This window comes from Nocardia brevicatena NBRC 12119 (assembly GCF_000308495.1).
GTDB classification, from domain to species: domain Bacteria; phylum Actinomycetota; class Actinomycetes; order Mycobacteriales; family Mycobacteriaceae; genus Nocardia; species Nocardia brevicatena.
Genome location: NZ_BAFU01000085.1, coordinates 1 through 13818, shown reverse-complemented (window position 1 = coordinate 13818; position 13818 = coordinate 1). Strand labels below are relative to the sequence as shown.

General features: G+C 69.0%; 10 protein-coding genes and 2 pseudogenes. 5 read left to right on the top strand and 7 right to left on the bottom strand.

All coding sequences use genetic code 11. The features are described from left to right. The 5 genes from ON20_RS23125 to ON20_RS23105 form a co-directional block, all read right to left on the bottom strand. The coding region (locus tag ON20_RS23125; protein ID WP_040838554.1) for a cyclic nucleotide-binding domain-containing protein at window positions 1-842 on the bottom strand (842 nt) is incomplete at its 3' end. A gap of 12 nt (window positions 843-854) precedes the next feature. Then, window positions 855-2522 (bottom strand): NAD(P)/FAD-dependent oxidoreductase, encoded by a 1668-nt coding sequence (locus ON20_RS23120; RefSeq protein ID WP_040838552.1) that lies wholly within the window; start codon window positions 2520-2522, stop codon window positions 855-857. Window positions 2523-2599: 77 nt separating this feature from the next. Beyond that, complete coding sequence (locus ON20_RS23115; protein ID WP_040838550.1) at window positions 2600-3532, bottom strand: aminoglycoside phosphotransferase family protein; 933 nt, start codon at window positions 3530-3532, stop codon at window positions 2600-2602. Between the two features lie 26 nt (window positions 3533-3558). Next, complete coding sequence (locus ON20_RS23110) at window positions 3559-3963, bottom strand: YidH family protein (protein ID WP_245547416.1); 405 nt, start codon at window positions 3961-3963, stop codon at window positions 3559-3561. A gap of 79 nt (window positions 3964-4042) precedes the next feature. Then, a complete protein-coding gene (locus ON20_RS23105) occupies window positions 4043-4279 on the bottom strand; it encodes a hypothetical protein (protein ID WP_157228960.1) in 237 nt (78 codons plus the stop codon). 444 nt (window positions 4280-4723) lie between these two features. On the opposite strand from ON20_RS23105, the gene ON20_RS23095 reads away from it, so the two are divergent. After that, the gene (locus ON20_RS23095) at window positions 4724-5149 is read left to right on the top strand and encodes a nuclear transport factor 2 family protein (protein WP_040838544.1); all 426 of its coding nucleotides are present in this window, start codon (window positions 4724-4726) and stop codon (window positions 5147-5149) included. A 21-nt stretch (window positions 5150-5170) separates the two neighbouring features. On the opposite strand, the pseudogene ON20_RS23090 reads toward ON20_RS23095, so the two are convergent. Next, window positions 5171-7146: pseudogene (locus ON20_RS23090) on the bottom strand (MMPL family transporter). 175 nt (window positions 7147-7321) lie between these two features. Between ON20_RS23090 and ON20_RS23085 the strand changes: the two are divergent. After that, complete coding sequence (locus ON20_RS23085) at window positions 7322-7843, top strand: MarR family winged helix-turn-helix transcriptional regulator (protein WP_438803432.1); 522 nt, start codon at window positions 7322-7324, stop codon at window positions 7841-7843. A 40-nt stretch (window positions 7844-7883) separates the two neighbouring features. On the opposite strand, the pseudogene ON20_RS23080 reads toward ON20_RS23085, so the two are convergent. Continuing rightward, window positions 7884-8899, bottom strand: a pseudogene (locus tag ON20_RS23080) (DNA topoisomerase IB). 328 nt (window positions 8900-9227) lie between these two features. On the opposite strand from ON20_RS23080, the gene ON20_RS36680 reads away from it, so the two are divergent. From ON20_RS36680 to ON20_RS23065, 3 genes are all read left to right on the top strand, one after another. Next, the gene (locus ON20_RS36680) at window positions 9228-9428 is read left to right on the top strand and encodes a hypothetical protein (RefSeq protein WP_157228959.1); all 201 of its coding nucleotides are present in this window, start codon (window positions 9228-9230) and stop codon (window positions 9426-9428) included. 269 nt (window positions 9429-9697) lie between these two features. After that, a complete protein-coding gene (locus ON20_RS23070; RefSeq protein WP_086009054.1) occupies window positions 9698-10885 on the top strand; it encodes a lipase family protein in 1188 nt (395 codons plus the stop codon). A 261-nt stretch (window positions 10886-11146) separates the two neighbouring features. Next, on the top strand, window positions 11147-13818 hold a 2672-nt coding region (locus ON20_RS23065; RefSeq protein ID WP_498043797.1), incomplete at its 3' end, for a P-type ATPase actuator domain-containing protein.

Genomic DNA, 13818 nt, shown 5'->3' with positions numbered 1-13818 from the left:
CCCTCGAGCACTGTGGGCGGACAGCCCTCCAGGACGGCGACCACCCGCTCGAGCCAGTCGGTGTCGAAACCGGCCTGGACGAAGTTGGGGGCGAGCTCCCAGCCGTCACGTACCTCGTGTTCGTCGAGCCAGTCGCCGAGCAGGTCCTCGCGGTCGGCGGCCTCGAGCGGGGTCAGCTCCGGTGCCTTGGCCACCTGCGCCGCAGCCTCCTCCTGCAACCGGACGAGCGTTTCCAGGGACGCGGTATCGAACTTTCCCTGGGCCATCATGGCGAGTTTGTGCCGCATCCCCGCGACCCGGTCGCGCAGCCCGGAGGTCGCCCGGACGGCGGCCGCGGCCGGGTTGTTCAGCTCATGGGTCAGACCCGCCGACAGCGAGCCGAGCGCCAGCAGACGTTCGCGCTGCGCGATCCGGGCATTGGTGTTGCGAGTGCCGAAGAACGCGCCATCGAGCAGGTGCACGGCCATCGGAAACCACTCGTGCATCATCCGGGCGAAAACCTGCCCGTCCAGCACGAAGAAGCGCGAGGGGCGGGTGACGTACATCGAAACGGTGTAATGGGTATCGGCCCGCTCGCCCAGATAGGCCGTCCACGCGCCGGCATAGGAGCCGCGGTGGTCGGTGTGCACCATCTCGATCTCCCGGCCCGCCGAGAGCTTGGTCAGCCGCAGCTCGCCGTCCATCAGCACGTAGAAACATGTCGCCGGGTCGCCCTCGTGGAATACCGGACCCGATTCGAGGTGCTCGATACGGCCATCGGCGCACAGCCATGCCAACTGGTCCTCGTCGAGCTTCTCGAACAGGAACAGCGTCCGCAGTTCGGTGGGATCGCAGATACTCATTCCTCGGCCTTCCTATGCCAGGTACCGGTGCACGAGCATGACGGCCATGGCGCCCTCACCGACGGCCGAGGCCACCCGCTTGGCGGACTCGGCGTGGACGTCACCGGCGACGAACACCCCCGGCACGCTCGTCTCCAGATGGTGTGGTGGTCGCGGCAATTCCCAACCGCCCGGACGGGCGCCGTCCACCATGAGGTCGGGCCCGGCCAGGACGTATCCGGCGGTGTCACGGCACACCACGCCGTCGAGCCATTCGGTCTGCGGGGCGGCCCCGATGAACAGGAACAGCCGTTCGGCGGGTGCCTTCTCCTCGGCGCCGGTGCGGTTGTCGCGCAACACGACCGTGTGCAGGTGGTCGTCGCCGTCGACCGCGACCACCTCGGTATTGGTGTGCACGCGGATGGTGGGCACCTGGGCGATCTGCTGGACCAGGTAATAGGACATGGACTTTTCCAGCGAGTCGGCGCGGACCACCAGGTGCACCGTGCGCGCGTTGCGGGACAGGAACATCGCCGCCTGTCCCGCCGAGTTCGCCCCGCCGACAATATAGACGTCGTGCCCGGCGCATTCGGCGGCCTCGGTCATCGCCGAACCATAGTAGACACCGCGCCCAGTGAATTCGTCCACGCCGGGAGCGGGATGCCGGCGGTAGTCGACGCCGGTCGCGACGATGACCGTGTGTCCGGACAGCGTGCCGCCGTCGGCGAAGCGCACAGTGCGGGCCGACCCGTTCACCTCGAGCCCGACCACCTCGCGGGTGGTGATCACCTCCGCGCCGAACTTCGCGGCCTGCCGCCGCGCCCGGTCGGCCAGTTGCGCGCCGGACAGCCCGTCCGGGAACCCCAGATAGTTCTCGATCCGCGAACTCTGTCCCGCCTGGCCACCGGTCGCGGTGCGTTCGACCAGGACGGTTCGCAGCCCCTCGGAAGCGCCGTACACCGCCGAGCCCAGTCCGGCCGGACCGCCCCCGACGACAATGAGGTCGTAGAAATCGCCGGTCGGTTCGGTGCTCAGTCCCACGCTCTCGGCCAGTTCGCCGTCGCTGGGCTGGATCAGCGCCTGTCCGCTCTCGGTGATCACCACCGGGCAACTGCGCGGATCGGCCCCGGCGGCCTCGAGCAGCCGCGCGCCCTCCGGTTCCTCGGCCGGAAACCAGCGGTACGGTAGCTGGTTGCGGGCCAGAAACTCCCTGACCTGGGAGGAACGCGGCGACCACCGATTACCGACGACCTTGGTCCCGTGCACCGGCCGATGTTTGCTCGACAGCCAGGCGTCGAGCAAGGAGTCCAGCACCGGGTACAGCTTCTCCTCCGGCGGATCCCAGGGTTTGAGCAGGTAGTGGTCGAGGTCGACCACATTGATCGCATCGATGGCGGCGTTGGTGTCGGCGTAGGCGGTCAGCAACACGCGCCGCGCGAAAGGATGCAGGTCCATGGCCTGCTCGAGGAACTCGATACCGTCCATACCCGGCATCCGGTAATCGGCGATCAGCACCGCGATGGGCTGATCGCGCAGCTTCATCTCGCGCAGCGCTTCCAGCGCCTGTGCACCGGACTCGGCGCGCAGGATGCGATAGTCGGCGCCGTAACGGCGCCGCAGATCGCGGACAACGGCCCGGGACACCCCCGGATCGTCGTCCACGCTGAGGATGGCGGGCTTGGTGACGGCTGGTGCACTCACCTGTCGAGTATGGCGCCTCGGCGTGCCGCTGTCGCGGGCCGGGGTCCCGATCGGCGGACCGGCACCCCGTCCACCGTTCACACCAGCGCCGCGGCCACCGTGAGAAATCTGCGCACATCGTCGGGACGGTCGTCCTCGAGCGACCACGCGACTTCTTCCAACGCCCGCATGAACGCCCATCCGCGGGCCCGTTCCCGGTCCACCTCGAGCCACTCCGCCGTCGCGGCGACCTGAGGACGGGCACGTGCGGGGTCGGGATGAGTCTCCACCTGTTTCAGGATGAGAAATCCGGCATCGAACGCCGCCTCCCCCAGGTACGCCTTCGGGTCGACCAGCAACCACGGCTCCCGTTCGGCGGCAATGATATTGCCCAGGTGCGTATCGCGGTTGACGATCACCGGCGGCCCGTCCGGTTCGGCCAGTTCCGCACACCAGTACCGCGCCTGTGCGATCAGTTCCGGCGACAGCCGCTCGGTCAGCGTCGAGTCGGACAGCCGCCGCACCCAATCGGCCACCACATCGGCCACCAGGGGCAGCGGCGGGTATCCGGCCGGGATATCGACGGCCGGTCGACGCAGGCGCCGATACAGGGCACAGGCGAGCCGCACCCTGTCCGTGTTCTCCGGAAGGCCCTCCAAGGGGGTCGGGGGCTGGACGAGCAACGGCGTGCCGGGACGCGCCCACTCCAGCAGCATGGCGCCACTGTCCGGGTCGAAGTCGTAGAGTCGTACCGCGCCGTCGCCCTGGTAACAATGCAGCCCCGCGGCCTCACCGGCGTTCTCCTCGTCGACAACCGGGACCTTCAGCACCGCGACCGTACCGGCGCCGCACCGCACCGGTGCCACGAACGAATGGGTGCCGCCCCCGAACGACCGGCCGACGAGCTCCAACTCCCAGTCCAGGCACCGCCGGGACACCACATCGGGCAGGTCCGCGAGCCAGCGTTCGCCCCGCTCCTCGAAAAACTCCCGGATAGTGGCCTCGACTTCATCGGGCAGGGTTATCGGCATCGGGACGTCCCTCCCACCGCCCGCCCCTACCACAGCCACAGTCCGATCGCGACGAGACCGGTCATGATCGCGATGCCCGCGGTAAGGCTCGGTATCAACCAGGTGGGCGGTAGCGCGCGGCCCGCATGCATGGCGGCCGCGACCTTGCGCCAACGCAGATAGGCGCCGAGCGCGGTGACGACCGCGAGAATCGTGCACCCCGTCGCGAGCGCGGTACGCACGATGGTCATCCGATCCGGGTCCACCAATTGGTGTACGGCGACGCCCGCGGCGAGAAGCCCGAGCGCGGTACGGCTCCAGGCCAGGAACGTGCGTTCATTGGCCAGGGTGAACCGGTAGTCGACGATGGGATCGGCCGATTCGGGGTCGGACGGGTTCGCATCCGGAACGTGGCCGGCCCCCCGCATCGCCGGAGGGGGTGTGTCGGTCATCGAACGTCTCTCATCGGCAGCATCGTCGCGAACACTAACAGCACGGCGCCGGTGACGACCCGGCCGAGGCCGGACCGGATCAAGGGCCCGGCGGAGCGACGGTGTTCGTGCAGAACGGCTCGCAAGGCCCCGGCGTCGGGGTCACCTTCGCGGGTCCGGTGTCGAAATCGGCATTGCTCACCAGCACCATCACGATGATGCCGATACCGATGACGGACGCGATGATGAGCATCGTGGGCCATAGCCAGGTCCGCATCGGCTTCTCCTCGACCACCGGGACGATCACCTCCGGCGCGCCGAAATGGTTCTCACGCATTGCCACCACCTCCAGCCGGGCTTCTTCCGTGTTGGATACCCGCTCTCGCCCACCTGTCACATCCATGGGTGAGGCGACCATCGTCCGGGACATCAGCGCTCGGACGATTGGCCGGCGGAATCGGTGGTATGCCCCGCAATGGAGACCGCTGATTTCGCCGAGCACGTACCGTCGCGCCGCCCGAGCCCGACGAGTTGTTCGACCGGATCATCGCCGATGTCATCGACACCATTTCCCGACCGGCCGAGGCCGCTCCCCGACCGGCGGATGGGCAACGGTCTCCGTAGCTCGACCGGCACAGGCGGGGTGAGACCAATTCCTCGATATACCTACGGTTTTCGTCTACGGTGGGCACAGCGCGGGGACCACGGTCCGGCGCGCGTACACCGGTCCTGTCGGTGCTCGCACCAGCGGGACACCCGAGAAAGCAGCACGAGGAGAACCATGACCACGGCCGTAACTTCCGTACGGGAGCTGGGTGAGCACTACTACCAGCTGGTCGACACACTCGATCCGGACCGGCTGACGGAGGCGTGTGCCCTGATGACCGAGGATGTCCGCTTGACCTTCGCCAACGCCCCGACGGTCACCGGCCGCGAAGCCGCGGCCCGGTCGATCCAGGTCGTATTGGACCGCTGCACGGGTATCGAACACACCGTGACCTCACTTGTCGAAGCGGTGCGGGCGGACGGCTCCATCGATTTCGCTCTCGAACTCCGGATCCACTACGACCTGAAAAACGGTCGGACCCTGGATATTCCGGGAAGCGTGTTCGGCACGGTCCGCTCGGTGGACACCGAGAACGGGCCGGCGCTCCGGTTCACCGAACAGCGCCTCTACGGTGATCTGACGGACGTATTCGCCGACTGACAGCGCCGGTGGCCGCGCCGGCTACCGCTCGGCGGTCAATCTGCTCGGCCACCACACCGCGGGTCCGACCAGCGTGAACAGCGCCGGAGTGACGACGGTGCGGACCAGGAAGGTGTCGAGCACGATGCCGATACCGACGATGATCCCCAGTTGCGTGAGGGTGATGAGCGGCAGGACGCCGAGCACACAGAACACCGCGGCGAGCACGATGCCCGCACTGGTGATGACCGCACCGGTGGCCGATACCGCGCGCACGATCCCGGCGGTGGTGCCGCGGTCGGGTGTTTCCTCTCTGGCCCGGGTCACCAGGAAGATCGTGTAGTCCACGCCCAGGGCGACCAGGAACAGGAACCCGAACAGTGGCACCGAGGTGTCCAGCGCCGGGAACCCGAAGATATGCTCACCGACCCGCTGCCCACACCGAGGGCGGCCAGCGCGCTGAGCACGGTGACACCGATGAGCAGCACCGCGGCGGGGACCGCGCGCAGCAGCACCAGGAGCACCGTGAACACCACGGCCAGGATGAGCGGTACCATCAGCACCAGGTCGCGTCGGGACGCGTCGCGGGTGTCGAGGGCTTCGGCATCACTGCCGCCGACCAGCGCATCGGCGTCCGGGATGCCGGCCAATGCGGTACGGATATTCTCGATCGCGGCGAAGGCGCCGTTGGAATCCGGTTCGGCCTCGAGGGTGACCGCCCAGCGATTCAACCCGTCGTGCAGCGGTCCGGCGATGGAGGCACGGGTTACTTCCGGCAGGGCCTCGAGCTCCCGCCGGACCTGCGGTGCGGCTCGTTCGTCCGCCAACACCGTGGTGGGATCCGCGGTGCCCGAGGGGAAATGCGCGACCAGGGTGTCGAAACCCGTGACGGATTCGGCGTCGACCCGGAACTGCTCGGTCTGCGACAGGCCCACCCGCACACCGAACAGGACACTCGCGCAGACCGCGAGGAGCATCAGCGCGCTCACCACCACCGGCACCGGGCGGGCCACCACCCGCGCCGCGATCGTATGCCAGGCACCGCGCACCGCGATGTCGCGCTCGTCGACGCGCGGGATGAACGGCCAGAAGACCTTCCTACCGCACAGCGCCAGCGTGGGCGGCAACGCCAACAGCACGAATACGACGGCGACCAGCAAACCGGCGGCGGCGAACAAGCCGAGGGATCGAGTGTTGGGCAATGTCGCGGTCAGCAGCACCAGGAGCGCGAGGACCACGGTGATATTGCTGGCGAGGATCGCCGGTCCGGCCCGTCGGACCGCCACCCGCAAGGCGGTGCGGTGATCCTGGGAGCGGTGTAGTTCGTCGCGGTAGCGGGAGACCAACAGCAGGGCGTAATTCGTGCCGGCGCCGAACACCAGCACGCCGGTGATGCCCGCCGTCGAACCGTCGAAGGTGAGGCCGGTGGCGCGGGCCAGCCCGGTTCCGACCGTGGTGGCCGTCCGATCGGCGAAGCCGATGATCAGCAGCGGCACCAGCCACAGCACGGGAGACCGATAGGTCGCGATCAGCAGCACGGCGACGACCAGTGCGGTGACCGCGAGCAAGGTCACGTCCGCGCCGGCGAAGGAGTCGGCGATATCGGCGCCGAACGCGGGACCCCCGGTGATCTGCAGAACCAGTCCCGACGGTGCCTGCGCCCGCGCGGTTTCCCGGAGCCCGTCGATATATTCGGTGAGAGCGCTGCCGTTCAGGTCGGCGGGCACCTCCAGTTGGCCGAGGGCAGCCGCGCCGTCGGACGCGGGAATCAGCCCGGGTTTGCCCGAGGGCGCGGCGTCCGGCGCCTCCTGGGCGATCCGGTTCACGGCATCGGCGGCCGCGGCCATATCGGCCTCACCGAGTTTCGTGTCGTCGGCTCGGGTGACCACCACGATCACCGGCACTCGATCCCCGCCGGGAAACGCCGCGAGCGCATCGCGTACGCGGGCGGACTCCGCCGTATCCGGCAAGGACTCCGGTGCACGACCCGAGTCGTCGTTGTCGCCGACCAGTGCCATCAACGAGGCGGCCACTGCGATGATCCCCGCGAGCACGATCCACGAGCGCCGGCCGGTGACAACGGCGGAATACCGCTCCCAAGCATTCACCCGGCAAACTATTTCAGAAACTGAAATACTCCGCAAGACAGCGGTCGCTCCGATCGCATCGACGCGAATACAGGAGGATGTCGACGTGACCCTGCCCCCGACCGGCGGTGCCGCTCCCGATGAGGGCAGGACGACCGCCGAATCCGATATCGCCGCGGATATCCGCGCCCTGACCGTGATCTCCGAACAACTCGGTCAGGTGTTCGCGCAGGCCAATGACCTGCGCCCGACCGACTTCCGCGCACTGACGCATATCGCCACCGCCGACGCGGAGGGTAGCCCGCTCACCGCGGGGCGGCTGGGCTCGCTACTCGGACTATCCTCCGCGGCGATCACCTACCTGGTAGAACGCATGATCGCCTCCGGCCATATCCGCCGCGAGGCCGACCCCGGCGACCGCCGAAAAGTGATTCTGCGCTACGCCGAGCACGGTATGGCGGTGGCGAGCTCGTTCTTCGGTCCGCTCGGCCACCGAACCCGCGCGGGAATGTCGGGCCACTCCACCGAGGAACTGCTGGTGGCCCACCGTGTCCTGCAGGCGGTGATCGAGGCGATGCGCGATCATCACTCCGAGCTCACCGGCGGCCCGAAGTCTCCTCCCACCTGACCGGTATCCGCGCACCCACCCGGTCGAGTGCCGCGCCCCTTCATCCCCGCCCGGCCCGGTTCGCCGCGCGCAGCAACCGGATCACCGCACGTTCGACAACCTCTGTCCGCTGTTCCTCGTCGTGGATACGGTCGGCGCGGCGCAATGCGGCCGCGATTGTCGCGCCGCGGTCGAATGCCTCCACCACCCGCGGGTCGATATAGGAATCGCGGGCCACCGTCGGGGTATTGCCCAGCGCCTCGGCGACCCGCTCGAAGACCGCGCGCCGAACGCGGATGCGACCCCGCTGCGACCGTAGGCGCTCGGCGGTGCCGAAAGCCGACGCGGCCAACACGGTACCCTGCCAGGTACGCAGATCCTTGACACTGCACTCGCTATCGGTCAACTCCTTGAACCGGGCATTGACCTCGTCCACGCGCAGCTCCCGATAGCCGGAACCGTTGCGGTAGACCAGCAGCCGTTCCGAGTCGGCGCGGCCGCGGCGCAACGCCCGAACGGCTTTCGCCAGGCGGGGGTCGTCGAGGCGGACCAGGCGACGGACACCCCTTTGGCCGGATAGTCGAACAACATCTCGGTCCCCGACACGCGCACCTGCCCGCGGAGCAGGGTCGCCACGCCCCGCGTGCCGTTCTCCGCGGCGTACTCCTCACCGCCCACCCGGAATACGCCGCGGTCCGCCAATCCGATCGCCACCGCCTCCACCCGGTGTCGACCGAGCCCGGGCGAGTCCAGGTCCGCCGCCGCACATCGGGCAGACGCGCCGCCAACTCCAGCACACGATCGAATTTCTCCTCATCCCGTTCACGGCGCCACTGTTCGTGGTAGAGGTACTGGCGCCGCCCCGCGACGTCGATACCGATCGCCTGGATATGCCCCGTTCGGGTGGGAGCAGATCCACACCTTGCGCCAAGCAGGCGGAATCACCAGGCGCCGAATGCGGTCGAGCGTCTCGTCATCGGTCACGCGCTCCCCATCGGTGGTCACATAGGAGAACCCGCGCCCACGCCCGATTCGACGGATTCCGGGACCGTAGGGCCTGCTGCTCCGCAACCGCATGCGCTTCCTCCGTCCCGTATCCGCCGGCCCGACCGGCACCGTTCCGCCTTCGGGAGCTACCCGCGATCGCGGCCGGTAAGCCTTTTCGGACGTGGGGACGGGCGCTCCGGTCTGCGCCGGATACAAGTTCGGCTATTCGCGGCATATCGGATACGGCGTACGACCGGCGCGCCGGTGGACCGGCCGCCTGCGACTATCAGGGCGATGTGGACGTGGTGCTCACCGCCCACGACCCGTTCCGCGCCGCGGGCGGACCTTCGCGCTGTCGGTCCGTGACGGGATCACCGACTGTGTTCCCCCCGACCGGACCGCCGATATCGAGTTCGGCATGGAGGTGCTCGGCAGCATGTTCCTGGGCGCCTACCCGGCACGGGTGTTCGCGGCCGCGCACCGGCCGCGCACCGGCTGCGCGCCGCGGACCTCGAGCGGCTCCGTGCTGTCGACCACGCCTTCGGCACCGACCGCGACGCCGTACCGGGCCGGCCGTTCTGATCCGATCACAACGATCCGCCCGTTCGTTTCCCAATAGTCACCAGAACCTCCGGATCCATACCCTCCTGCCGCGAACCGCACTAATATCTGCGCAGCGGCCCGAGCGTTGTATACCGTGTGCCGTCGGACATCACGGATTCGAAAGGGAGACAAGCCGGTCGCGACGTCTACTCAGCAGACGACCCCTGCATCCATCGCGTCCCCCCACCATCCCGCGATCCGCAGGTCACTCATTCCGCGGGGACGGTTACCCCGCCACTCGTCCCGAACCTTCGCCCACCCGTTTTCCATGCCGGAAGGAAGGCTGTGTTCAGAGCTGCCACCCGCTTCGCGATTCTGGTGCTGAGTCTTGTCTCCATCAGTATTCTCATCGCCCCTGCCGAGGCCGAACCGCTGTACCCGACCCCCGATCCCGACCTCTTCTACACGGCACCGGCCGATCTCGCCGCGCTCGCGCCGGGCGATGTGGTGCGGACCCGCCGGATCGATAGCGGCCCCTACCTCGGGACAACCGCCTGGCAGGTGGCCTTCCGGTCCACGAACTCGATGGGCGCTCCGATCATGGGAGTGACCACGGTACTACTGCCGAACGGCGTCACCCACCCGCCGCTGATCTCGTATCAGGCGCTGATCAACTCCCTCGGCACCCGGTGCAACCCTTCTCGGTCGCTGTTCAACGGCGAGTTGCAGGACGCCGTGGGCGCCATGTTGCCGGTCGAGCGCGGCTGGGCGATCTCGCTGCCCGACTATCTCGGTCCCAATGTCGCCTACGGCGCGGCACGCCTCAGCGGGATGGTGACGCTCGACAGCATCATGGCCGTCCAGCGGGCCACCGAACTCGGTCTGCGGGACTCGCCCGTCATCATGGCCGGTTATTCCGGTGGGGGCATGGCCACCGCATGGGCCGCTGCCCTGCAGCCGAGCTACGCGCCGGACCTGGCGATCACCGCCTCCGTGGCAGGCGGGATTCCCGCCGACCTCGAGCAGATGGCGCTCGGCCTCGGCTTCGCACCGCATCCCGGCTTCGGTCTGGCCTTCGCAGCCGCCATGGGACTGGAGCGCGAATACCCCGCTCGGCTGCCCATCTCGGATCAGCTCAACGAAAACGGACTCTGGTTCCGCGAATTCACCAATGACGCCTGCCGCCGGTTCCTGCTCTTCCACGGCGCGTTCCGTAGCGCGGAGCAGATGGCCGCCTCCAAGACCTTGATGGACAGCCCCGCCGCTCACGACGTGCTGCGTGAGAACAGCCTGCGGCGTTTCGACGGTGTACCGAGCGCTCCGATATACATCTGGCAGGGCCGCTACGACACACTGACACCGTACGACTCCGTCGCGGAGGTCGTCGACCGCTACTGCCGCGCCGGCGCGCCCGTGACACTGGTGACCTACGATATCGCCGAACATATGACCGCGGCCGCCGCGGGCTTCGCCGAGGCATGGAACTACGTCGAGGCACGGCTGCGCAACGAACCGGTGTCCTCGACCTGTTGACCCTTCCGCGCAGCCCGGGAGTGGGTGTACCGCTCGCAAGGCGGTGGGCCGCGCGGAGTAGACATCGGCCGCGACCGCGTACGGGAACGGTGAGCACGCAGTGTCATATCGCGCGACACGAGATGCCCGCGAACGGTGGGCATCGTAGGGCGCCCGAATGGGCGTTTGCCGGCGTTTGCACCGGCAAACGCCGGGTAGATGCCGATTATGGTTGTCTCTCTCCGCAGCATGCCGGCTCCGCGTTGGATTACCACACCCACCATGGCCCTCACCGGCGCGGTGCGCGTCGGGGCGCAGCGTGCCGTCGATATCGGGGTGAGGGCCGCGGAAACGCCGTTGCAGGCGGTGGAGAAGGCGGCCGAGACCGCCGCGCTGTTCGGCCCCGGCCCGGTGAACAGGCTGCGGGACGATCTGGCAGCCCTGCTCGACCCCCGAGACCGGCGCGCCCAACGCCGCGTCACGGTGAACGAGGACGAGGGCTGCGCCACCATCGAGGTACAGGGTCTGGGCAACGGGCACAGCTCCACTGTGGCCCGCGCCCTGGAACAGCACCTGGGCCGGTTGCGGGGGGTGAAGTGGTGGCGGGTGAACGCCGTCACCGGCCGAATTGTCACGAGCGTGTCCAGCGGCGCGGATCTGGACCGGCTGCTGGCGGAGATCGAGGCGGTCGAGCGGGAATCCAAGGTCTCCGAGGATGGGTGGAGCCGGGCCACCGAATTCCCGGCCGACCGCGAGCCGGTGCTCGCGGCCGCGATCGAGGTCGCGGGCGATATCTGTGCCATCGCCGTATCCGCCGCGGGTACGGTGCCGCCGTTGCGCGGGCTGATGCGCACCGTACGGGCCGTGGCGGCGTTCACCGACGCCCAGCCCCGCCTGCGTGGGCTCTTGGAGGACCGGCTCGGTGGCGTCCGTACCGATCTGCTGCTGGCCATTGCCAATGCCACGGGCACCGCTCTGGGTGAGGACGCGGCCGGCGGAATGACGAATCTGCTGGCCGACACGGTGCAGCGCGGGTTCGTCCTCACCGAGGCCGTCGCCCGCCATCTGCAGTGGCGAGAATGGGAAGCCGATATTGTCGACGCCGAGCACTTCGGCGTCGACAAACCGCTGCCACCCTATACCCGGCCCGCCGACCTGCCGCGCGGACCGGTGGAGCGCGTCGCCGACGAGACGGCGACCGCGTCCCTGGCCGGCGCCACCGCCCTGGCCGGCGCCGGCCGGGTAGGCGACGTCCCGGACGCATTGCTGCTCGGCGCGCCCAAGGCGGCCCGCGCGGGCCGGGAGGTGTTCGCCGCCACCGTGGCCACCTCCCTGGCAGGCGCCGGTGCGCTGACCCTGCACCCGGCGGCGTGGCGCCGCCTGGACCGGCTGACCGCGCTGGTCATCGACGGCGAATCGCTGGCAACCTCCCGCCGGGTGGTGCTCGACGCCGAGGTCACCGACAAATCCTGGTCCGTCCCGCGAGTGTGGAGTACAGCGCAGCGCCTGCTGTGGGAGCCCGACGAGGAGAGTACCGAATGGGATCGGCGCGATCACCACGTGCGACTGGTGCAGCCGAACTCCGGCGCCCGCGATCGCGGGACCACCTTCCGTCCGGTGTGGCGCGAACTGCGCGACAACGGCCGGCCCGTGGGCCGTGTCCTGGTGGGGCGGGAACTGGACACCCGTGCCCACGGTGTGCTGAACACCGCGCGCCGGGCCGGGCTGCGCGTGGTGCTCGCCGGGCACCGGGACGCGAGCGAACTGCGATCGATGGCCGACGAGTTCGTCTCCGCGCGCGGTTCGCTCAGCGCGCATGTGCACCGGCTGCAACGAGACGGACACGCGGTCGCGGTGCTCAGCACCCGTGCGCACAGAGCCCTCGACCGCGCCGACGTGGCGCTCGGCCTCATCGGTTGCGAGGGCAGCGAGATCCATATTCCGTGGTCGGCCGACGTATTGTGCCGAGACCTGGGGCAGGTGCAGCGGACCCTCGCCGCGGTCGGTCCCGCCCGGCAGGTCAGTGAGCGCGGCCGCACCCTGGCGTTATCGGCCTGCAGCCTCACCGGCCTGCTACTGGCCGCCGCACCCGCCACGCGCACCAGGACCGCTCCCATGATCGCCGCGAACTTCGCGGGACTGTTCAGCGGGGCGCTGACCGGGATGCGCGCGACACGCGGCGAACCCTCCGCCGCGCCGGCGCCGCTGCTGCCCTGGCATGCGCTGGAGCCGGAGGAGGTGCTGGTTCGGCTGCCGGAACCGGTACCGCTCGACGAACGGGGCCCCGCCGAACCGGCCGGCCGCAACGGCGTGCTGACCGCGGCGGCACCGCTGATGGAGTTCCTCGGGAATATGCGCCGCGAGCTGGCCGATCCGCTGACCCCCATCCTCGGTGTCGGTGCGGCGGCGACCGCGATTCTCGGTTCCCCGTCCGATGCCGTACTGCTGTCGTCGGTGCTCACCGTCAACGCGATGATCTCCGCGCGTCAGCGCCAGGCCGCCGAGAACGAATTGCACAAGCTCATCGAAGGCGAGAAACTCACCGCCCGGCTGATCGAACGCGCCGATATCGACGCCGACGATCCCCCCGCCACCACCGTTCCCGCCGAGCAACTGGAGGTCGGCGACATATTCACCATCCGCGCCGGCGAGGTGGTACCCGCCGATGCCCGGCTGCTGCGCGCCGACGACCTGGAGATGGACGAATCCGGCCTCACCGGGGAATCGGTGACGGTGCCCAAGCAGGTCGAAGCCACCCCGGGCGCGGTGCTCGGCGACCAGGCCTGCATGGTGTTCGAGGGCAGTACGGTGGTGAGCGGATCCGCAGTGGCCGTGATCGTCGCGGTGGGCACCGACACCCAGGCCGGGCGCGCCACCGCGGGCGCGCTTCCGCCGGACCCGGGAGGTGTGCAGGCGCAGCTGCGGGCGCTGACCGATCGCGCGCTGCCGCTGAC